The sequence below is a fragment of the Curtobacterium sp. GC_Cur_3 genome, assembly GCF_026544205.1.
Taxonomy (GTDB): Bacteria; Actinomycetota; Actinomycetes; order Actinomycetales; family Microbacteriaceae; genus Curtobacterium.
In genome coordinates, this window is record NZ_JALNUI010000025.1 from 1 (window position 1) to 20,892 (window position 20,892).

Genomic DNA, 20,892 nt, shown 5'->3' on the forward strand with positions numbered 1-20,892 from the left:
CTTCGTGTCGGCTCCCGATGCCGGGACCCGACACGAACTGCGATCTCACCCGGGCTCGAGCGAGGACGCGGACGGGAACGACGACGCGGACGCGGATACGCCCGCGCACCCGACCGGTCACGACTCCCCGCTCACGTCCGCCGAGCGGTCGGAGACCGTCGCTGCAGAGCCCGCCGACCGACGCTCCCCGACCGGTCGGCGCCCACCCGACGGGGTGTCGTGACCACTCGGCGGGCGGAACCAGCGCTGCGGGGGCCACCCGAGCCTCCCGGCCGGCGCCACAGGCACGGCGGACCCTGCTGCCGACACCCCGGACACGACGAAGGCCCCGCACCGATCGGTGCGGGGCCTTCGTCAACAGGACTACTTGACGAGCGCGGGGAGGTTCTTCCGGCTGGTCAGGACCTGGTCGATCAGGCCGTACTCCACGGCTTCCTGCGCGGACATGATCTTGTCGCGCTCGATGTCGTGGTTGATCTCTTCCGGCGTCTTGTTCGAGTGCTTCGACAGCGTCTCCTCGAGCCAGGTGCGCATGCGGAGGATCTCCGCAGCCTGGATCTCGATGTCGGAGGCCTGTCCGCCACCCTGCTGGACGGCAGGCTGGTGGATGAGCACACGCGCGTTCGGCAGAGCGAGGCGCTTGCCAGCGGTGCCGCCGGCGAGGAGCACCGACGCGGCCGAGGCAGCCTGTCCGAGGCAGACCGTCTGGATCTGCGGACGGATGTACTGCATCGTGTCGTAGATCGCCGTCATCGCGGTGAACGAGCCACCGGGCGAGTTGATGTACATCACGATGTCGCGGTCCGGGTCCTGCGACTCGAGCACGAGCAGCTGGGCCATGACGTCGTCGGCGGACGCGTCGTCGACCTGCACGCCGAGGAAGATGATGCGGTCCTCGAAGAGCTTCGCGTACGGGTCCTGGCGCTTGTAGCCGTAGGCCGTGCGCTCTTCGAACGTCGGCAGGATGTACCGATCAGTGGGAGCCGGGACGTTCTGCGCGCCACCGAGCATGGGGAGATGCATTCTCGTTTCCTTTTCTTCGGTGGTGATCAGGACTGGGCGTCGGGGTCGGCGGCCGGGGTCGGCGTCTCGCCGTCGCTGACGGTTCCGCCACCACCGACGACCTCGGCGGACGATGCGCGGAGGTGGTCGACGAAGCCGTACTCCAGGGCTTCCTGCGCCGAGAACCAGTTGTCGCGGTCGTTGTCCTTGAGGACCTGCTCGATCGTCTTGCCGGTCTGCTCGGCGGTCAGCTCGGCCATGCGCTGCTTCATGTCGAGGATGACCTTCGCCTGCGTCTGGATGTCCGCGGCGGTCCCGCCGAAGCCACCGGACGGCTGGTGCAGGAGCACACGGGCGTTCGGGGTGATGTAGCGCTTGCCGGGCGTGCCGGACGAGAGCAGGAACTGCCCCATCGACGCGGCGAGGCCGATGCCCACCGTGACGATGTCGTTCGGCACGAACTGCATCGTGTCGTAGATCGCCATGCCGGCGGTGATCGAACCACCGGGCGAGTTGATGTAGAGGTAGATGTCCTTCTCAGGGTCCTCGGCGGCGAGCAGCAGCAGCTTGGCTGCGATCTCGTTCGAGTTGTCGTCGCGGACCTCGGAGCCGAGCCACACGATCCGGTCTCTCAGAAGGCGGTCAAAAACACTGGGGTTCAGTGTTGCTTCGGCCATGGAAAAGCTCCCGTTCAGTTGTCGCTTGATGTCGAACTTATCGGTTGCAACGCAGCACTTCTCGCCTGTTCGCTGTCGGCAATGCGGTGGTGCTCCGCGAGGACGTCGTGGGGGTGTTCTGGGGCGTTGCCTGGTGCGCATCGCGCGGCGCATCGCGGAGTCAGACACCCCTGTCTGCGCGAGACGCCGCCATCCGAGCGAGACGCCGCCAGAATCGGCGGCGTCTCGGCGCGCAGGCGGCGTCTCGCGGTGACGCCGGTGTCTCAGCGTCAGCCGGGCCGGGGCGGCCCAGCGTCGCTCCCCGGAAACAGACAGGAGGCGCGGTGCCAGCTGGCACCGCGCCTCCCGTCGTTGACGCTGGTCGCGTCGAGCAGATGACTACTCGGCGTCGACCGTGGTCGGCTCGGCGACGCCCGCGGTGAACGCGGACAGGTCGACCGGCTCGCCGTTGGAGTCCTTCACCGTGACCTGCGCGAGGACGGTGGCGACGGCCTTGGAACGAGCGACCTCGCCGACCATGCCGGGGATCTGCCCGTTCTGGTCGATCACCTTGATGAACTCGCCCGGCTCCATGCCGTACTGCGCGGCGGCCTGGATGAGGTACTGCGTGAGCTCCTCCTGCGAGACCTGGATCTGCTCCTTCTCCGCGATGGAGTCGAGCAGGATCTGCGAGCGGAAGGCGGTCTCGCTGGACTCCGCGACCTCCTTGCGGTGCTCGTCGTCCTCCAGGCGGTTCTCCTGCTCGAGGTGACGGTGCACCTCGTCCTCGATGAGCTTCTCCGAGATCGGGATGTTGACGTCCTCGAGCAGCTTCTCGACGAGCAGGTCGCGCGCCGCGGAGCCCTGACCGAAGGTCTTGGACTTCGCGATCTGCTCCTTCAGGTCGGCCTTGAGCTCGTCGATGGTGTCGAACTGGCTGGCGATCTGCGCGAACTCGTCGTCGGCGTCGGGGAGCTCGCGCTCCTTGACGGCGGTGACGGTCACGGCGATCTGGGCGATCTCGCCTTCGCGGTCGCCACCGACGAGCTTGGACTCGAAGGTGGTGGACTCGCCGGCGGTGAGGGACTCGAGGGCCTCGTCGATGCCCTCGAGCAGGTCGCCCGAGCCGAGCTCGTAGGAGACGCCGGTGGCCGAGTCGACCTCGTCGTCGCCGATGGTGGCGGTGAGGTCGATCTGCGCGAAGTCGCCGGTGGTGGCCGGACGGTCGACCGTGACGAGGGTGCCGAAGCGCGTGCGGAGGTTCTGCAGCTCTTCGTCGATCTCGTCGTCGGAGACCTCGACCGCGTCGACGGTCAGCTCGTACGAGGAGTAGTCGGGGAGGTCGAACTCCGGACGGACGTCCACCTCGAAGGTGAGGACGAGGTCACCGGTGAAGTCGTTGACGTTCGGGAGCTCGGCGACGTCGGCCTCGGCACGGCCGAGGATGCGCAGCTCCTGCTCTTCGACCGCCTGGCGGTAGAAGGTGTCGATCGCGTCGCCGACGGCGTGGTTCAGGACCTCGCCGCGGCCGACACGCTGGTCGACGATCGCCGGCGGGACCTTGCCCTTGCGGAAGCCGGGGATGTTGATCTGCTCGGCGATGTGCTTGTAGGCGTGGTCGAGGCTCGGCTTGAGCTCTTCCGGCGTCACGTTCACCGTGAGCTTGACGCGGGTCTCGCTCACCTTGTCGACGGTGCTGTTGGCCAAGGGGGATTCTCCTGATGGTTGGCGGTGGTGTGTCCTGGTCGGGGCGACAGGAGTTGAACCTGCGACCTCCCGCTCCCAAAGCGGGCGCTCTACCAAGCTGAGCTACGCCCCGTTTGACTGGGCCAGGGTGCTCGCGCACACCGGTAGGGCGCATGCGACGCCGATGAGTCTAGCGGGGATGTGCTCCGTCGTCCCCGGGAGCCGCGCGGCCTGTGGGAAGCTCGTCGTCCTCCACAGCCACGAGCCCCTTGCGCCACTGCACGCCGACGACGATCTGCACGCCGAGTGCGGCGAGCGCCAGCACCAGGCCGAGCACGATCCGCCACACGTGCAGGAGCGCGTGCCACGGCTGGGCCTGCGGGTCCCCGAGGACCTCCGGGCGCAGCGAGAGCACGACCGCGGCCAGCACGACGAGGGCGTAGGAGACGACCCGGGAGCGTCTGATCCTGCGCTGGGAGGCCTCGTCCGGCGGGAGCACGACCACGCTGCCGGGAGCCGTCCGCTTCGGTGCTGATCGTCCGCTCACGTGCCGTTCGTCCGCTACAGTGGTGGGGCTGCGCCTCGTGCGCAGGCGCGGGGATGTAGCTCAATGGTAGAGCCCCAGTCTTCCAAACTGGCTACGCGGGTTCGATTCCCGTCATCCCCTCTCTGCAACCACTCGCACCTCGGCCTGCTCGTGGCCGATGGAGAACGACGTCGCCGCACCACGCACGTCGACCCGGTACTCCCCCCGGAACCCGCGCACCTGCACCTGGCCCCGCTCGTCCGTGCGCATCGTGGTGGGAGCGAACCACCACTCCTCCTTCACCAGGCGGCGGAGCACGTCGTACGCGGGCTTCGGCGTGCCGTCGGCCCGGACGAGTCCGATCGGGGCCCCGAGCCAGGCGTCAGCGTCGGTGATCCCCCAGTAGGTGACCGCCTCGACGGACGGGTGCCCCACGAGGCTCCGGTAGTGCCGCTCGACGTCGTCCGCCTGGCGCGCCTCCCCCTCGGGCGTGGACGGCCACGAGTCGACCTGGTGGTCGTTGAGGTCGACGATGTGCGCGGGCATGAGGTCGCCCGACACGAGTGACGTCTCGGTCAGGTGCAGCGGCAGGCCGTAGCGGGCGAACCGATCGACCATCGCGAGCATCGTGTCCTCGCCCCAGTAGCCCTGGTGCATGTGGGTCTGCAGCCCGATGGCGTCGAGCTGCACGCCGGCCTCGAGGACGCCCTCGATCAGGCACTCGTACGCGCTCGACAGGTCGAAGTCGTTGAGCAGGAGCGTGGCGTGCGGGTTCGCCGCGCGGGCCTCCTCGAACGCCATCCGGATCATCGGGATGCGGCCCCGGGCCCGGGCGAGCGGGGTGATCGCGTTCTCGCCGTTGTCGAACACGGGCATGATCACGACCTCGTTGATCGCGTCCCAGGTGTCGATGACCCCGGCGAACCCGCTGACCTCGCGGCGGATGCGCGCGCGCTGCAGCTCCTCCACCTCGTCCAGGGGCAGTCCGAGCAGCCAGTCCGGCTGCACGGTGTGCCAGACGAGCGGGTGCCCCTTGAGGGCGATGCCACGGTCGCGGAACCACCGCGCCGTGGTCAGCAGCCGTGCGGTGTCGGGGTTCCCGCGCTCCGGCTCGAACCGCCCCCAGTAGAACGGCAGCGTCGCCACGTTGAACACGTCGGCGTAGAGGTCGGCGAGGTGGTCGTCACCGACCCCGGGCTCACCGTTCGCGAGCCCGATGAAGTCGAACCCGATGTTGCCGAACGAGAAGGCGTGTCGGGTCTGCTCGACGGTGACGTCGGCGCCGGGCACCGGGGCGCCGTTCCCGTCCACGACGGTCAGCGTCGTCGTTCCAGAGCGGTGGTCTGTTCCGTGCGTCATCGCGCGTCCTCCGACGTCGTCGTCCGGGTTTTGTTGTGCGCGCCAACATAGCACCGGGCTGCCCGTTCGTGAACAATGTGTCAACTTTCCCGTCGACGGCCCCGACCTTCGCCACACTGAGACCGGACCCGGCGAGCAGCCACCGTCGCCAGGCCTCCTCCCACCCGGAGCCGCCAGTGCTGGCGGCGTCGCACACAAAGGAGCTCTCATGGGCACGATCACCACCACCGACGGCACCGACATCTTCTTCAAGGACTGGGGCTCGGGTCAGCCCGTCGTCTTCAGCCACGGCTGGCCGCTGTCGGCCGACGACTGGGACACCCAGATGCTGTTCTTCCTGGCGCAGGGGTACCGGGTCATCGCGCACGACCGACGCGGGCACGGCCGCTCCAGCCAGACGTCGGACGGGCACGACATGGACCACTACGCCGCCGACCTCGCGGCGCTGACGGAACACCTCGACCTGCACGACGCCATCCACATCGGCCACTCGACCGGTGGTGGCGAGGTCGCCCACTACATCGCGCAGTACGGCGAGGAGCGGGTCGCCCGGGCGGTCCTGATCAGCGCCGTGCCGCCGATCATGGTGCAGACCGACGCCAACCCCGGTGGACTGCCCAAGAGCGTGTTCGACGACCTGCAGGCACAGCTTGCCGCGAACCGGTCGAACTTCTACCGCGCCCTGCCCTCCGGTCCGTTCTACGGGTACAACCGCCCGGGCGTCGAGGCCTCGGAGGCGATCATCGAGAACTGGTGGCGCCAGGGGATGATGGGCGGCGCGAAGGCCCACTACGACGGGATCGTCGCGTTCTCGCAGACCGACTTCACCGAGGACCTCAAGAAGATCAGCGTGCCCACCCTGGTCATGCACGGCGAGGACGACCAGATCGTGCCCTTCGCGGACGCCGGCCCGCTCTCGGCCGAGCTCGTGCAGAACGGCACCCTGAAGGCCTACCCCGGCTTCCCGCACGGCATGCCGACGACCGAGGCCGACACGATCAACGCCGACATCCTGGCCTGGCTCCGCGCCTGACCCACCGCGGTGCGGCAGCCCGGCGACGGCTGCCGCACCCCCGGCAGCCCGGCGACGGCTGCCGTACCCCCGGCAGGCACCACACGTCATCCCCGGCGGTGAAGCCTGTCCGTCGCGCGGCCGATGCGACGGGGCCCGGTCCGTTCCCAGACTGGAACCCCGTTCCCCGACCCCGCGCCCACCGAGGCCGGAGATGACGAGTCGAGCCATGACCACTGTCGCCGAGAAGCTCCAGCAGAAGACGAAACAGCCCGTCAGCACCCGCCAGGTCCGGCTCCGGCTGGTGCACCTCGACTTCTGGTCCGTGGTCAAGCTGTCGTTCCTCATCTCCCTGGCCGGGGCGATCGTGCTCGTCGTCGCCGTGGCGGTGGTGTGGGCGGTGCTCGAGCAGACCGGTGTCTTCGACCGGGTCGACTCCCTGCTGCGGGACGTCCTGCAGCAGAAGGCGTACTCGATCCGGGACGAGGTCTCGCTGGGTCAGGTGCTCGGGTTCGCGAGCGTCCTGGGCATCCTCGACGTGGTCGTCGGGACGGTGCTCGGCGCCGTGGTGAGCATCCTCTACAACCTCAGCGTGCTGGTCACCGGCGGCCTGAACGTCGGCTTCGCCAACGACTGACCCCGCCACGACGGTCAGGTCGCTCATCGAGCGCGTCCGCCCGCCGGACGGGAGGCTCGGTGCCAGCTCGCACCGAGCCTCCAGTCCGGCCCGTACCGGCCACGCGAGTGGTCACGACACCCCGAGCGCGTACCGGCGAGGGGTTGGAGGTCGTCGCTTCGCGACGCCCCGACGGACGATCTGTGACCCGTCGGCGGACCTGAGCAGGGTGTCGTGACCGCTCGCCACCCCCACTCGACCCGTCGCACGCCCGCCCGCGTTACATCGTTGACATGCGTTTACAGCGCTGTAAAGATGGTCCAGCGCGACGGAGCGCCAGAGGGAGCAGCAATGGCCGGCAGCAGGACAGGCACCATCGGAACCGCACTCAGTCGACGCGGGTTCCTCACGAGCGCCGCGGGTGGCATCGCCCTCGGCACGATGGCACTCGCCGGGTGCGCGGCTCCCGGCGGAGCGGCTTCGGGCGGTGCGACGACGATCCGCTTCTACGAGCAGAAGCAGGAGGTCATCGCCTACTTCGACGAGCTCCTCCGCCGCTTCGAGCGCGAGAACACCGGCGTCCGGGTCGTGCACGACAGCACGACGGCGATCGCCCCGCAGTTCGTGCGCGGGCAGCCGTCCGATGTCGGGTGCTTCAACGACAACCTCGAGCTCGCCCGGTACGTCGAGCGCGGCGTGCTGCGGGACCTCAGCTCCCTGCCGTCGGCCGACCGCATCCGCCCCAGCATCACCACCCTCGGCCAGCAGTACGCCACCTACCAGGGCCAGACGAGCGTGCTGCCGTACTCGCTCGCGGCCGCCGGCGTGATCTACAACAAGAAGATCTTCGCCGAGCACGACCTGCCCGTCCCCACGACGTGGAACGAGTTCGTCGACGTGTGCACCGCCCTGCAGAAGGACGGTGTCACGCCGATCTACGCCACCGACCGCGACACCTGGACGCTCTGGCAGGGGCTCTTCGACTACTCGGTCGGCAGCCTCGTCGAGCCCGGCGCCTTCTTCCGGAAGATGACGGCGATCGGCGCCGACGTCGGCCCCGACTCCGAGGTGTCGTTCGAGAAGACCCTCGCGGTGCCGATGGAGCGGGCGAAGCGCATCTCCACGTTCTTCAACCCGGACCACGCGACCCGGTCCTACGCCGACGGCAACCTGGCGTTCGGGCAGGGCAAGGCGGCGATGTACCTGCAGGGCCCGTGGGCGCTCGGGCAGATCGCGCTGATCGACGACAAGCTCGAGGTCGGGACGTTCGCGCTCCCGGTGACGAACGACCCCGCCGACCGCAAGGCGCGCGTGAACATCGACCTCGGCCTGTGGATCCCCACGGCGAGCGGCAACGTCGAGCGGGCGGAGGAGCTCGTCGAGTTCCTCATGCAGCCCGAGGTGCTCGACGCCTACAACCGCGACAACCTGGCCTACTCGACGACGAAGGACGCCCCGCCGCAGTCCGACGAGCGACTCGCGGGCCTGCAGCGCTACGTCGACAGCGCCGCGTTCTACCAGGGCGCCGGCACCTTCATCCCGACCTCGATCCCCCTCGGCAACTACCTGCAGTCGGCGATCCGGAGCGGTGACTTCACCTCGATGCTGCAGCGGCTCGACGCGGACTGGCGACGCCTCGCCGGCCGGTCCGCCACCGTCTGACCCGGCAGCGACCGAGACCTCCAGGAGCCCTCATGACCATGCAGACCCCGCTGTCCCCCGACACGGACCAGCCAGCGCCCGGCCCGGCCACCGCGGCCACACGCGTGCACCACCGCGTCGGGTCCATGCGCCGCACCGAGCGCATGTACTACGCGTTCATCATCCCCACGCTCGTGCTCTTCACGGCCTTCGTCGTGGCGCCCGCCTGCGTCGGCATCTTCTACAGCTTCACGGACTACCTCGGCTTCGGGCAGTGGAAGTTCCTCGGGCTGGAGAACTACCGCGCCCTGGTGTCCGACCCGTCGATCCTCGGCTCGTACGGGTTCACGCTCGGCTTCGCCGTCGTCACGGTCATCGTCACGCAGGCCATCGCGCTCTCGCTGGCGATCGCGCTGACGAAGCGCGTGAAGTTCGCCGCCGGGCTCCGCTCGGTGTTCGTCATCCCGATGGTCGTGTCCGGCATCATCGTCGCCTACGTCTTCAACTACCTGTTCTCGAACACGCTGCCGGCCCTGGCGACCTCGGTCGGGTTCGCGCCGCTCGAGCAGAGCATCCTCGGTGACCCGAACCTCGCCTGGGTCTCGATCGTGATCGTCTCCGCCTGGCAGACCGTGCCCGGTGCGCTCCTGGTCTACACGGCCGGCCTCACCTCGATCCCGACCGACCTGTACGAGGCAAGCGCGCTCGACGGCGCCGGCGCGTGGAAGCAGCTGCGCTCGATCACACTGCCGCTCATCAGCGGGTTCATCGTCATCAACACGGTGCTCGGCGTGAAGGGGTACCTCGGCGCGTACGACGTCATCGTCGGCCTGACCGGCGGCGGCCCCGGCACTGCGACCAGCAGCGTCGCGATGACGATCTTCAGCGGCTTCACCGGTGGCGACTACGCCTACCAGATGGCCAACGCGACCGTCTTCTTCATCATCACCGTCCTCATCTCCGTGCTGCAGCTCGCGGCGACCCGCGGAAGGAACCTGCGACTCGCATGACCGCCCTCGACACCCGCTCCCCAGCCCAGCGCCCGACGACGACGTCCGGACCCGACCAGCCTCCGCGGCGGCGCCGTGGACGCCTGGGCGGGACCAACTGGATCCTGACCACGGTCCTGGCCATCGCCTCCCTGACGGTGCTCGTGCCGCTCTTCGTGACCGTCGCCATGGCGTTCAAGACGAGCGCGCAGTCCGTCGACGGCAACGCGCTGTCCCTGCCGAACCCGTTCAACCCGGCGAGCTTCGCCGAGGCGTGGCAGCTCACCCGCTTCCCCGTGTCGTTCTCCGTGTCGCTCGGCGTCGCGGCGCTGACCGTGGTGGCCACCCTGCTGCTCAGCTCGTTCGCGTCCTACGCCATCGTCCGGAACTGGCACCGACGCTTCTTCCGCTGGTCGTTCGTCTACCTGCTCGCCGCGATGTTCCTGCCGTTCCCGGTGATCGCGCTCCCGCAGATCAAGCTGACGGCCGAGATCGGGCTCGACAACCCGGTCGGCGTGGGCATCCTGCACGCCATGTTCCAGCTGTCGTTCTCGGTGCTGCTGTACTCGGCGTACCTCAGGTCGATCCCGGTCGAGCTCGAGGAGAGCGCCCGCATCGACGGGGCGAGCACGTGGCAGATCTTCTGGCAGATCATCCTGCCGCTGCTCGCGCCGATGAACGCCACGGTCGGCATCTTCGCGTTCCTGGCGTCCTGGAACGACTTCATGCTGCCGTCGCTCATCACCGCGGACCCGACCCTGCAGACGCTGCCGGTGGTGCAGAACATCTTCCAGAGCAAGTTCGGCACGAACTACAACGTCGCCTTCGCCTCGTACCTGATGGCGATGGCGCCGACGATCATCGTCTACCTGTTCGCCCAGCGCTGGGTGATCAGCGGCGTGACCCAGGGAGCGGTGAAGAACTGATGCACGAGACAGCGAACGAGACCGACGTCATCCGTCCCTTCCCCGGCTCCGCCCCCCACGCGGACCCGGCGGCGGTGACCACCGGCGACCACTGGCGCGTCACCGTCCTCGGCGACGGCCTGTTCCGCGTCGAGTGGAGCGAGGACGGCGGGTTCGAGGACCGCGCCTCGACCTTCGCCCTCCGCCGTGACCTGCCCGTCCCCGAGCACACCGTCGTCCGCGTCGGCAGCGGGGTCGAGGTCACCACGGCACGCGCCCGGCTCCGCTACGACGGCCAGGCGTTCTCCCCCGGCGGCTTCGTCGTCGAGACGTTCGGCCCCGACGCGAACCGCTGGCGCTGGGGACAGCCCGCGCGGGACCTCGGTGGCACCGGCAGGACGCTCGACGACGTGGACGGTCGGATGCCCTTCGAGCAGGGGCTCCTGGCGCGCGACGGCATCACCGTGCTCGACGACTCCGAGTCATTCCTGTTCGAGGACGACGGCTGGATCGGCACCCGCGTGCCCGGTCGCCGTGACGTCACGGTCTTCGCCCACGGGCGGGACTACGCCGCCGCGATCCAGGCCTACTACGCGGTGTCCGGGGCGCCGTCGTTGCTCCCCCGCTGGGCGCTCGGCAACTGGTGGAGCCGCTACCACCCGTACTCGGACACCGAGTACCTGGCGCTGATGGACCGGTTCGCCGAGGAGTCCCTGCCGTTCTCGGTCGCCGTCATCGACATGGACTGGCACCGCGTGGACTCCGTGCCGGAGCGGTTCGGCAACGGCTGGACCGGGTACTCGTGGGAGCCCGAGCTGATCCCCGACCCGGCAGCGTTCCTGGCCGAGCTGCACCGCCGCGGGATGCGCACGACGCTGAACCTGCACCCCGCCGACGGCGTCCGGGCGTTCGAGGACGCCTACCCCGCGATGGCCGAGGCGATGGGCATCGACCCGGCGACGGAGACCCCGATCCCGTTCGACCCGACCGACCCGACGTTCCTCCGCGCGTACTTCGCGGTGCTGCACCGTCCGCTCGAGGAGCAGGGCGTCGACTTCTGGTGGATCGACTGGCAGCAGGGCCGCACGACGAGCCTGCCCGGCGTCGACCCGCTGTGGCTCCTGAACCACTTCCACCACCTCGACTCCGCGCGCGACGGCGGCGCAGGCATGACGTTCTCGCGCTACGCCGGGCCGGGTAGCCACCGCTACGCCGTCGGGTTCTCCGGCGACGCCGTCGTGTCCTGGGCGTCGCTGGCGTTCCAGCCGGAGTTCACCGCCACGGCCGCGAACATCGGCTACGGCTGGTGGAGCCACGACGTCGGCGGCCACACCCGGGGCGTCCGGGACGACGAGCTCGCGACCCGCTGGGTGCAGTTCGGCGTGTTCTCGCCGATCATGCGGCTGCACTCCGCGAACAACCCGTTCATCCGCAAGGAGCCGTGGGCCTTCCCGGCCGAGGCGCGTGCGGCAATGGGCGACGCGCTGCGCTTCCGGCACCGCCTGGTGCCGTACCTGCACACGATGAACCACCGCGCCGCTGCTGGCACCCCGCTCGTCCGGCCGCTCTACCACCTCGAGCCGCACCGCGACGAGGCGTACCGCGCGCCGAACGTGTACGCCTTCGGCAGCGAGCTCGTCGTCGCGCCGGTCGTCGAGCCGCGCGACCCGTCGACGCTGCTCGGTCGCGCCCGTGCCTGGCTGCCGCCGGGCAGCTGGACGGACGTCTTCACCGGCACGACGTACGCCGGTGACCGCTGGGTCGACCTGCACCGCGGGCTCGACGGCGTCCCGGTGCTGCTCCGTGCCGGCGGTGTCCTGCCCCTGGCCACCGAGGACGAGGTCGACGCCACCGTCAACCCGACGTCGTTCGAGGTGCTCGTCGCCCCCGGTGCGTCCGGCTCGTTCACCCTGGTCGAGGACCGGGAGGGCGACCCCGCCTCGACCTGCACCACGCGGCTGTCGTGGGACGCGGACACGGCGACGTTCCGCATCGAGGCCGCCGAGGGCGACCGCACGGCCGTCCCCACGGAGCGGCACTGGCGTGTGACGTTCCTGGCGGCACCGGCACCGGGACAGCACGTGGACGCGCAGGGGCACGACCGGTTCTCCGTCGACGTCACGGCCGACACCGCCACGGGCGCAGACGTCACGCTCGCCGGCTCGCCCTCGGTCGGGCTCGACGCCCGCGACGCCGTCCGCCAGGTGCTGGAACGCGCGCAGGTCGGCAACCCCGAGAAGCTCGAGGCGTGGACCGTGCTGGCCCGCGACACCCCCCGCGCGGACCGGATCGCGGAGCTCGAGACGGTCGGGCTGCCAGACCCGCTCCGCGCCGCCCTGGTCGAGCTGCTGGGGAGCGTCCACCCCGCGGTCTGACCGCCGGACGGGAGGCTCGGCCCGGGCCCGCATCGCACGCCGCGGACCGCAGGCGCTGGGGACCGGAGATGACGTGGACCGCGAGCGGCGGGGCGGGCAGGTGCCGAGCCTCCTGGCTGTCAGTCCACGGACCCGTCCGGGTAGGGCGCGCTCTCGCCGACGAGCAGGCGGTGCCCGACCGACACGGTCCGCCCGGGGCCGTCGTGGCCGTCCATCCGCTCGAAGAGCAGCGTCAGGGCGGTCTCGGCGAGCGCGACGGTGTCCGGTGCGACCGAGGTCAGGCTCGGGACCAGGCTGGCGGCGAGACCGATGGCGTCCCAGCCGACGACGGCGACGTCGCGCGGGGCCTCGAGGCCGCGCAGCCGCATGGCACGGAGGGCACCCACGGCGGCGAGGTCGTCGCGACAGACCAGGCCGTCGATGACCAGGCCGTCGTCGAGTGCCCGGCCGAAGGACTCCTCGGCACCGCGGGCGTCCCCGACCTCGCGGGCGACGAGCAGGTGGTCGTCGACGGGCAGGTCCCCGCGCTCGAGGCCGAGGTGGTACCCCTCGAGCCGGAACGCCGAGGTGCGCGATGCCGGTCCGACCTCGTGCCCGAGGAACCCGATCCGGCGGCGGCCGAGGGCCACGAGGTGGTCGACGGCCTCGGCGGCGGCGCGGACGTTGTCGATCGCGACCTGGTCGGCGTGCTCGGGCGGGACGTCCTCGCCGAGGAACACGACGGCGGTGTCCCCGCGGATCGCGTCGATCTCCGCCGGCGTCATGATCTGCGGGTGGATGACGACCCCGTCGACCACGCCGGCCTCACGCCCGCGGACGGCCGAGCGCTCGCCGTCCGCTGCGCCGCCGGTCTCCTCGAGCAGCAGCTGGTAGCCGTGCTGCACCGCGACGCGGGAGAAGACGTGCGCGAGCTCGGCGAAGTACGGCCGACGGAGGTCGGGGAACGCGAACGCGAGCATGTTCGTCCGTCCGGTCGCCAGGCTGCGGCCGGAGACGTTCGGCCGGTACCCGAGCTCGTCGACCGCGGCCTGCACCCGGTCGCGCATCGGCGTGCTGACGTGCCGGTAGCCCCGCACCACGTTGGACACGGTCTTCATCGACACGCCCGCGTGGTCGGCGACGTCCTGCAGCGTGACCTTGCCCATCGGGTCACCGTACCGTTGACGGGTGATTTACAGCGCTGTAAATTACGGGCATGAGTTCCGTCATCGACGACGTCGCCGTCGCCGCCCCTGCCGCTCCCCCGCTCGCCAGTCGTCAGGACGGCACCCACCCGCGGCCGCAGCTGCTACGCGGCGCGTGGGCCGACCTCACGGGGACGTGGGACTTCCGCCATGACGACGAGGACACGGGCTCGGATGCCGGCTGGGCGCAGGGCTTCCCCGACGCGCGTGACATCGTCGTGCCGTTCCCGCCGGAGTCCCCCGCGTCGGGCATCGGCGACACCGGGTTCCATCCCGTGGTCTGGTACGCCAGGACCATCCGGACCGAGGACCTCGTCGCCGCCGGCCACGGAGCCGATCGCCCGCGGCTGCTGCTGCACTTCGGGGCGGTCGACCACCGGGCACGCGTGTGGGTCGACGGCCGCCTGGTCGGGGAGCACGAGGGCGGTCACACCCCCTTCACGTTCGACGTCACCGACGTGCTGCTGGGCGTCGGTGCGGACGGGCGCACCGAACACCGGCTCGTCGTCCGTGCCGAGGACGACCCGCACGACCTCACCCAGCCCCGCGGCAAGCAGGACTGGCACCAGGACGCCCACGCGATCTGGTACCGCCGCACCACCGGCATCTGGCAGACCGTGTGGCTCGAGGCCGTGCCCACCGCGTCCGTCGCCGCGCTCCGCTGGACCCCGGCCGGGCCGACGGCGGTCGCCCTGAGCGTCCGATTCCGCGGGCGTCCGCCCGTCGGGGCCCGGTTCCAGGTGGCACTGCGGTTCGACGAGCGCGACGAGGACCTCGGCACGACCGAGTTCGACGCGGCCTCGCACCACCCGACGCTCGACGTGACGGTGCCGATCGGCCGGCAGCGCAACGGCCAGGCGGAGGACGAGCTGACGTGGTCCCCCGAGCGACCCCGGCTCGTCGACGCCACCCTGGAGCTCCTCGACGCCGACGGCCAGGTGCTCGACACGGTGACGAGCTACCTCGGCGTCCGCACCGTGGGGGTCGGCGGCGGGCGCTTCCTGCTGAACCACCACCCGTACGACGTCCGCAGCGTGCTCGACCAGGCGTTCTGGCCCGAGTCGCACCTGGCCGCCCCGGAGCCGCTCGCGCACCGCCGCGAGGTCGAGCTCATCAAGGACCTCGGCTTCACGGCCGCCCGGGTGCACCAGAAGATGGAGGACCCCCGCTTCCTGTACTGGGCGGACCGGCTCGGGTTGCTCGTCTGGGCCGAGGCCCCGGGCGCCTACGAGTTCTCCCCCGTCGCCGTCCAGCGCCTGACGGCCGAGTGGATCGCGGTGGTCGAACGGGACGCCTCGCACCCGTCGATCGCCACCTGGGTGCCGTTCAACGAGTCGTGGGGCATCCAGCACGTCGTCGACGACCCGGCGCAGCAGGCCTACGCCAGGGCCCTCACTGACCTGACCCGGGCGCTCGACCCCTCGCGCCCCGTGATCACGAACGACGGGTGGGAGCAGCAGCACACCGACATCGTCACGATCCACGACTACGAGGGCGACGGCACCCGCCTCGCCGCCACCTACGCCGACGACGCCGCTCGGACCGCCGCGGTGTCGGGCATCGCGCCGTCCGGGCACTTCCAGTTCGTCGGCGGGGCGTCCGACGCGGGCCAGCCGGTGATGCTGACCGAGTTCGGGGGCGTGGACTACCAGCCCGGGTCGGCGCGCGAGGACGGCTGGGGCTACACCTCCGCCACCGACGGCGACGACTGGATCGCCCGGATCACCGCGCTGTACGACGCTGTCCGCGCGAGCTCGTTCCTCGCCGGGTCCTGCTGGACGCAGCTCACCGACACGATGCAGGAGACGAACGGCCTGCTCAACGCCGACCGCAGCTCGAAGGTCCCGATCGAGCAGATCCGGCGCGCGGTCACGGGGCGCTGACCGGGGGGCGCGGCGTCAGGCCCCGAGCTTGAGGAGCCAGTCGCGCGGGGCCGCCTGGTACTCGGACGGCACCGCGTCGCCGGCGGCGTCGATCGCCCGCTGCCAGCTCAGCGCCCGCGGCACGACGGCCAGCCGGGTCGCGAGGCCGACGATGTGCTGCACATCCGGGTCCTCGGCAGCGCCGGGCTCGTCGAAGAACGTGTCGAGGTAGGCCGCCATCGCGCCCGGCACCTCCTGCTGCCCGGCGACGAGCAGGCTGAGGAACGGGTGCGACACGCAGGCGTCGCCCCAGTCGAACGGCACCGCGCCGGCGGCGAACGCGTTGCCGTCGTGCAGGTCGCCGTGCTCGAGGGTCGCCATCGGCAGCAGTTCGTCGAGCTCGGCCGCCAGGTCGCGCAGCACCGGCACGAACCCGGGCCGCTCGGGCACCCAGCGCGCGACGACCTCGGCGGCGGCGTCGGGCAGCACGGACAGCCGGAGGTCGGGCACACCGGCGCGCACCAGGTCCTCGGCAGCTGCGGGTTCGGTCGCCCACTGCACCTCGGCGTAGTGCCGCATGACCTCGAGCCAGCGGGCGTCACGGTCGGGTGCCGTCCGGACGAGCGGCCCGCCGTCGGGCAGCAGCACGTGGGCACCCTCGACGGCGACGGGACGCTGCACGTGCGGGACCCCGTGCAGGGCCAGGACCTCGAGCAGCGCGGGCTCCGGCGAGACCCCGGCCGGCGCGGTCTTCAGGAACAGGTCCCCCGACGCGGCCCCACCAGCGACGGCGTCGGCGTCAGCGTCGACATCGGCGGCTGCGTCCGTGCGCACCCGCCAGACCGTGCTCCACGCACGCCGGTGCACCTCCTCGACCCCGAGCACCGTGGTCCCCTGCTCGGCGAGCACCTCGCGTGCCCACGCGACGGCGTCCGTCACTCCGTCGTCCTGCCCGAGGTCCCTGTCCATCCCGACACCGTATTGCAGCCCGCAGCATGACGGATCCGGTCCGCCATCCCCGAGGGGAGCGAACCGGATCCGTCACCGCGCGGGAGGAAGTCCTACTGGTAGACCGCCGCCTGGCCGTACAGCACGTTCGTGAACGAGGACACGTACGCGCTCTCGTCCCCACCCGGCAGGTTGTACGTCATGAACACGCCGTAGCCGTCGGCCTTCGTGCGCTGCGCGAGCGTCACGGCCGTCGCCTGCGGGGTGTTCTGGATGTCGACCGCGGCCGCGGAGATCTTCGACTTCGGCAGGCCCGGGATCGTCGGCGCCGTGTAGGTGCCGTAGTACGGGTTCCAGGCGTAGTCGAGCTTCTTCCCGATCGACGGGTTCGCGGTCTTCAGGGCGTCCGACGACGGGCCGATGTCGTAGAACGAGATGAGCTTGCCGGGCATGTCCGCCCGCAGCGCCGAGACGAGCCAGCCGATCGACTGATCGTTCGGCTGCGGGGTGCCGTTCACGCCGTAGTCCGAGTACTCATCGTCGAGGTCGACGCCGTCGAGCCCGTACTGCTTGACGGTCGCCGCGACCTGCGCCGCGAAGTCCCGCGCGGCGGCCTTCGAGGTGAAGTTGGCGAGCCCCGCACCCTGGTGGTTCCCGAGCACCGAGAGCGACACCTTGATGCCCTTGGCCTGCAGCGGCCGGATCTGCGTCGCCGCCTGGTCGAGCGTGCGCTGCACGTTCTCGTTCTCGACGAGCACGGCCTTGCCGTCCTCGGAGTTGATGTTCGCGGCGAAGATGATCGCCACGTCGAACGCGTTCGCGCCGTTCGCCAACGTGTACCGGCCGACGTTGGCCAGCTCGTCGTTGTTGACCTCGACGTACGCGATGCTCGTCGGACCCGACTTCGTCGGAGCGGCGTGCCCCGGCCGCCCGTGACCGTGCCCGTGTCCGATGCCGTGCCCGGCGCCGTGTCCCTGCGCTGCCGCAGGAGCGGCCGACGCTGCGGCCGGCACCATCGGCACCGCCACCATCGCCACGAGTGCCGCGACGATCCCGATCTTCATTGACTGCTTCATGTCACTCCTCATCTCCGATCCGCGGGAAGCGGAAGGTCCTGACCTCGAAGGCGTCGACCGGGAACGCGGCCACGCCGTCGGTGATCGCCGCGACGCCAGGCAGCGCCGGGTCGCGCTCCTCGAGCAGGGTCACCTCGACCGGCTGGCCGAAGGGTCCGTCGACCGCCAGGCCACCGGTTCCCCGGCGCCCGGACGGCTCGTACACGCGCACGACCAGGTCGCCCGAGCGGTCGTCGGCGAGCTTCACGCTCGACACCACCACGTCGCCGGAGGCCTGCACGAGCGGCCCGAAGCCCGACCCGCCCGTGACCGTCCGCGCGCTCGTGTTCATCAGGATGCCGGCGGTGGTCGCACCGACGACGTCCGTCCCGACGACCAGCCCGTACCGGTGCGTCTGCACGCCCTGGTCGGTCTCCGGGTCGGGGAACCGGGGTGCCCGGAGCAGCGACAGCCGGAGCGTCGTCGTGACGTGGCCGTCGACCGAGTCCCGCGTGACGTCGAACCCGTGGATCGAGTCGTTCACCAGGGCGACACCGAAGCCGGGCTCCTCGACGAGCACGTAGCGGTGCATCGAGGTCTCGAACTTGGCGGCCTCCCACGAGGTGTTCGTGTGGGTCACCCGCTTCTGGGCACCGAACTGGGTCTCCGCGATGGTGTGCTCCGCGCGGACGTCGAGCGGGAACGCCACCTTGAGGAACTTCTCGGTCTCGTGCCAGTCGGTCGTCTGGTCGAACTCGAGCGTCCGCGACCCGGGCTCGAGCACGATCTCCTGCGTCACGGTCGACTCGCCGAAGGCCCGGGACACGACGACCCGGGCGACACCGGCGGCGTCGACGGAGGCGTCGATCGAGGTCACCGACACCAGGTCCTCGACCCGGTTGCGGTAGTACCGGTCGACGTCCCACGCGTCCCACATGTTCGGGAAGTCCTGGTGCAGCTGCAGCAGGTTCGCGACCTGACCCGGGGCGATCGCCTCGCGGCCGGTGTCCAGGTCCACGGCGCTCGTGACGAGCCCGCGGGCGTCGACGACGACGCGCACCAGCTCGTTCGTGAGCACGAACCCGCCATCGGCCTCGGTCAACGTGACCGGGGTCGTCGCCTCCAGGTCGCTGGTCAGGACCGCGCTCTGCGCGAGGGCACCGCCCTGGAGGCTCGGGGCCGGGTTCACGACGATCGTGCGGTCCCCGTTCCCAGCGAGAGCCGACAGGGCGGAGGCGATGAGGGCCTCCAGGCGGTCCGCGACCTCCGCGTACCGCTCGACGGCCTCGCGGTGCACCCACGCGATCGACGTGCCCGGCAGGATGTCGTGGAACTGCTGCAGCAGGACCTGCTGCCACAGCGCGTCGAGCTCCTCGTACGGGTACGTGAATTCGGTGCGGGCGGCGGCGGTCGCTGCCCAGAGTTCGGCCTCGACGAGCAGGTGCTCGCTGCGGCGGTTGCCCTGCTTGGTCTGGTGCTGGCTGGTCAGCGTCGCGCGGTGCAGCTCGAGGTAGAGCTCGCCGACCCACACGGGCGGGTGCTCCAGCTCGGACTTGGCCCGGTCGAAGAACGCGTCCGGGTGCTCCCACGTCACGCGGGCGCTGCCTTCGAGGTCCGCCAGGCGCGCGGCCGTGCCGGTCATCTCGCGCGTGGTGCCACCGCCGCCGTCACCCCAGCCGACCGGGGCTATCGAGCCGGAGGCCAGACGGTTCTCGCGGAACTGGCGCGAGGCCTTCGCGACCTCGGACCCGGACAGCCGCGAGTTGTAGGTGTCCATCGACGGGAAGTGCGAGAACACCCGCGACCCGTCGATGCCCTCCCAGAGGAACGTGTGGTGCGGGAACTTGTTCACCTGGTTCCAGGAGATCTTCTGCGTGAAGAACCACTCGAACCCGGCACGGCGCATCAGCTGCGGGAGCGCCGGCGAGTACCCGAAGCTGTCGGGCAGCCACACGCCCTTCGGCCGGATGCCGAACTCGCGCTCGAAGAAGCGCTGGCCCTGCGAGAACTGCCGGACGATGCTCTCGCCGGTCGGCATCACGGTGTCGGACTCGACCCACATCCCGCCGAGCGGCAGGAACCGTCCGGCGGCGACGGCGGCCTTGACCTTCGCGTAGACCTCGGGACGGTGCTCCTTGATCCAGGCGTACTGCTGCGCGCTGGACATGCCGTAGAGGAAGTCGTCGGTCTGGTCGATGAGCTCCGTCATCGACGAGGTGGTGCGGGCGACCTTGCGGATCGTCTCGCGCACCGGCCACAGCCAGGCGGAGTCGATGTGCGCGTGGCCGACGGCGGAGATCCGGTGCGCGGAGGCCTCCGCGGGGGCGGCGAGCACCTCGGCGAGCGCGGCGCGGGCGTCCGGGGCGGTCTCGGCGATGTGCTGCAGGTCGAGGGCGTCGAGCGCGTCGTCGAGGGCCTGCAGGATGCGCATGCGGCGTGGGCCCTGGGGCAGCTCCTCCTGCAGCTCGAGCAGCACGTCGATGTCGAGCGCGAGCTCGTGCACGGCGGACTCGAACACGGCGAGGTCCATCCGCCGCGACGTGTAGAGCCGCTTCGACGACGAGGTCTGGATGTCGCCCTCCTGCGTCACGAGGAAGGGGTGGTAGTCGAGCAGGACGGGGTTCGACGCGGCCTCGACGAAGAACTCGACGGTCTCGCCGCCCACTGCTTCCTCGGCGATGAGCACCCACTGGTTGCGCGGGTTGATCGACTTCACCGGGGAGCCGTCGGCCAGGTACACGAGGCCCTCGCACTGGAAGCCCGGCATGTTCTTGTCGAACCCGAGGTCGATGACGGCCTCGATGCGGCGGCTGGCCCAGGCGACCGGGACGGTGCCGGAGAGCCGGAACCAGGTCGTGCCCCACGCGGCGCCCCACGGCGTGCCGACCTCGTACGGCTCGAACGTCAGCGCGAGCCCCTCGGCCGGCGCGATCGGCTCACCGGGCAGCTCGTGCCAGGCGGTGTCGAGCGGGGTCGCGGTGGCGTGCACCGCCGGGGTGATGCGCTCGTCGAGGACCCGACGTGCGCGGCCGATGGTGAGGGGGATGTCGTCGTGCATGGTGCCTTCCGGGGCTGG

At 70.6% G+C, this 20,892-nt stretch carries 16 protein-coding genes and 2 tRNA genes; 8 read left to right on the forward strand and 10 right to left on the reverse strand.

Annotated features, from left to right (window positions below):
• Positions 1–363: 363 nt before the first annotated feature.
• From OXR63_RS13500 to OXR63_RS13520, 5 genes are all read right to left on the reverse strand, one after another.
• Complete coding sequence (locus OXR63_RS13500) at positions 364–1,023, reverse strand: ATP-dependent Clp protease proteolytic subunit (RefSeq protein WP_071274268.1); 660 nt, start codon at positions 1,021–1,023, stop codon at positions 364–366.
• Positions 1,024–1,049: 26 nt separating this feature from the next.
• A complete protein-coding gene (locus OXR63_RS13505; RefSeq protein ID WP_267424085.1) occupies positions 1,050–1,679 on the reverse strand; it encodes an ATP-dependent Clp protease proteolytic subunit in 630 nt (209 codons plus the stop codon).
• Between the two features lie 378 nt (positions 1,680–2,057).
• Complete coding sequence (gene tig, locus OXR63_RS13510; RefSeq protein ID WP_267424087.1) at positions 2,058–3,365, reverse strand: trigger factor; 1,308 nt, start codon at positions 3,363–3,365, stop codon at positions 2,058–2,060.
• Positions 3,366–3,400: 35 nt separating this feature from the next.
• A tRNA-Pro gene (locus OXR63_RS13515) sits at positions 3,401–3,477 on the reverse strand.
• A 57-nt stretch (positions 3,478–3,534) separates the two neighbouring features.
• Positions 3,535–3,891 (reverse strand): hypothetical protein, encoded by a 357-nt coding sequence (locus OXR63_RS13520; protein WP_267424089.1) that lies wholly within the window; start codon positions 3,889–3,891, stop codon positions 3,535–3,537.
• Positions 3,892–3,940: 49 nt separating this feature from the next.
• On the opposite strand from OXR63_RS13520, the gene OXR63_RS13525 reads away from it, so the two are divergent.
• A tRNA-Gly gene (locus tag OXR63_RS13525) sits at positions 3,941–4,011 on the forward strand.
• Here OXR63_RS13525 and OXR63_RS13530 read toward each other — a convergent pair.
• Positions 4,003–5,229: an endo-1,4-beta-xylanase gene (locus tag OXR63_RS13530; protein WP_267424091.1), complete on the reverse strand. Its 1,227-nt coding sequence runs from the start codon at positions 5,227–5,229 to the stop codon at positions 4,003–4,005. The genes OXR63_RS13525 and OXR63_RS13530 overlap by 9 nt on opposite strands.
• Positions 5,230–5,437: 208 nt before the next feature.
• Here OXR63_RS13530 and OXR63_RS13535 point away from each other — a divergent pair, with 208 nt between their 5' ends.
• From OXR63_RS13535 to OXR63_RS13560, 6 genes are all read left to right on the forward strand, one after another.
• The gene (locus tag OXR63_RS13535) at positions 5,438–6,262 is read left to right on the forward strand and encodes an alpha/beta fold hydrolase (RefSeq protein WP_194660711.1); all 825 of its coding nucleotides are present in this window, start codon (positions 5,438–5,440) and stop codon (positions 6,260–6,262) included.
• Positions 6,263–6,470: 208 nt separating this feature from the next.
• A complete protein-coding gene (locus OXR63_RS13540) occupies positions 6,471–6,878 on the forward strand; it encodes a DUF3566 domain-containing protein (RefSeq protein ID WP_267424093.1) in 408 nt (135 codons plus the stop codon).
• A 330-nt stretch (positions 6,879–7,208) separates the two neighbouring features.
• Positions 7,209–8,519, forward strand: a complete 1,311-nt coding sequence (locus tag OXR63_RS13545; RefSeq protein ID WP_267424094.1) for an ABC transporter substrate-binding protein — start codon at positions 7,209–7,211, stop codon at positions 8,517–8,519.
• A gap of 32 nt (positions 8,520–8,551) precedes the next feature.
• Positions 8,552–9,508, forward strand: a complete 957-nt coding sequence (locus OXR63_RS13550) for a carbohydrate ABC transporter permease (protein WP_276585363.1) — start codon at positions 8,552–8,554, stop codon at positions 9,506–9,508.
• Positions 9,505–10,413, forward strand: a complete 909-nt coding sequence (locus OXR63_RS13555) for a carbohydrate ABC transporter permease (RefSeq protein WP_267424095.1) — start codon at positions 9,505–9,507, stop codon at positions 10,411–10,413. Before OXR63_RS13550 ends, OXR63_RS13555 begins: the two co-directional genes overlap by 4 nt.
• Entirely contained in the window at positions 10,413–12,767 is a 2,355-nt protein-coding gene (locus OXR63_RS13560; protein ID WP_267424097.1) for a glycoside hydrolase family 31 protein, read from the forward strand. Before OXR63_RS13555 ends, OXR63_RS13560 begins: the two co-directional genes overlap by 1 nt.
• Before the next feature lie 119 nt (positions 12,768–12,886).
• Here the strand turns inward: OXR63_RS13560 and OXR63_RS13565 are convergent, their stop codons facing one another.
• A complete protein-coding gene (locus tag OXR63_RS13565) occupies positions 12,887–13,912 on the reverse strand; it encodes a LacI family DNA-binding transcriptional regulator (RefSeq protein WP_267424098.1) in 1,026 nt (341 codons plus the stop codon).
• A gap of 50 nt (positions 13,913–13,962) precedes the next feature.
• Between OXR63_RS13565 and OXR63_RS13570 the strand changes: the two genes are divergently transcribed.
• Positions 13,963–15,834: a glycoside hydrolase family 2 protein gene (locus OXR63_RS13570; RefSeq protein WP_267424099.1), complete on the forward strand. Its 1,872-nt coding sequence runs from the start codon at positions 13,963–13,965 to the stop codon at positions 15,832–15,834.
• Positions 15,835–15,849: 15 nt separating this feature from the next.
• Here OXR63_RS13570 and OXR63_RS13575 read toward each other — a convergent pair whose 3' ends face one another.
• The 3 genes from OXR63_RS13575 to OXR63_RS13585 all read right to left on the reverse strand — a co-directional run bounded on the left by OXR63_RS13575 (position 15,850) and on the right by OXR63_RS13585 (position 20,874).
• A complete protein-coding gene (locus OXR63_RS13575; protein ID WP_267424101.1) occupies positions 15,850–16,782 on the reverse strand; it encodes a hypothetical protein in 933 nt (310 codons plus the stop codon).
• A gap of 92 nt (positions 16,783–16,874) precedes the next feature.
• Positions 16,875–17,837, reverse strand: a complete 963-nt coding sequence (locus OXR63_RS13580; RefSeq protein WP_267424103.1) for an endo-beta-N-acetylglucosaminidase H — start codon at positions 17,835–17,837, stop codon at positions 16,875–16,877.
• Between the two features lies 1 nt (position 17,838).
• The gene (locus OXR63_RS13585) at positions 17,839–20,874 is read right to left on the reverse strand and encodes an alpha-mannosidase (protein WP_267424105.1); all 3,036 of its coding nucleotides are present in this window, start codon (positions 20,872–20,874) and stop codon (positions 17,839–17,841) included.
• Positions 20,875–20,892 lie beyond the last annotated feature (18 nt).

Bases quoted from the DNA above. Each gene is read 5' to 3' on its own strand.
- OXR63_RS13530 (WP_267424091.1), bottom strand. From the start codon at position 5,229: ATGACGCACGGAACAGACCACCGCTCTGGAACGACGACGCTGACCGTC.
- OXR63_RS13500 (WP_071274268.1), bottom strand. From the start codon at position 1,023: ATGCATCTCCCCATGCTCGGTGGCGCGCAGAACGTCCCGGCTCCCACT.
- OXR63_RS13505 (WP_267424085.1), bottom strand. From the start codon at position 1,679: ATGGCCGAAGCAACACTGAACCCCAGTGTTTTTGACCGCCTTCTGAGA.
- OXR63_RS13570 (WP_267424099.1), top strand. From the start codon at position 13,963: ATGAGTTCCGTCATCGACGACGTCGCCGTCGCCGCCCCTGCCGCTCCC.
- OXR63_RS13540 (WP_267424093.1), top strand. From the start codon at position 6,471: ATGACCACTGTCGCCGAGAAGCTCCAGCAGAAGACGAAACAGCCCGTC.
- OXR63_RS13550 (WP_276585363.1), top strand. From the start codon at position 8,552: ATGACCATGCAGACCCCGCTGTCCCCCGACACGGACCAGCCAGCGCCC.
- OXR63_RS13555 (WP_267424095.1), top strand. From the start codon at position 9,505: ATGACCGCCCTCGACACCCGCTCCCCAGCCCAGCGCCCGACGACGACG.
- OXR63_RS13585 (WP_267424105.1), bottom strand. From the start codon at position 20,874: ATGCACGACGACATCCCCCTCACCATCGGCCGCGCACGTCGGGTCCTC.
- OXR63_RS13560 (WP_267424097.1), top strand. From the start codon at position 10,413: ATGCACGAGACAGCGAACGAGACCGACGTCATCCGTCCCTTCCCCGGC.
- OXR63_RS13580 (WP_267424103.1), bottom strand. From the start codon at position 17,837: ATGAAGCAGTCAATGAAGATCGGGATCGTCGCGGCACTCGTGGCGATG.
- OXR63_RS13575 (WP_267424101.1), bottom strand. From the start codon at position 16,782: ATGGACAGGGACCTCGGGCAGGACGACGGAGTGACGGACGCCGTCGCG.
- OXR63_RS13535 (WP_194660711.1), top strand. From the start codon at position 5,438: ATGGGCACGATCACCACCACCGACGGCACCGACATCTTCTTCAAGGAC.
- OXR63_RS13565 (WP_267424098.1), bottom strand. From the start codon at position 13,912: ATGGGCAAGGTCACGCTGCAGGACGTCGCCGACCACGCGGGCGTGTCG.
- OXR63_RS13545 (WP_267424094.1), top strand. From the start codon at position 7,209: ATGGCCGGCAGCAGGACAGGCACCATCGGAACCGCACTCAGTCGACGC.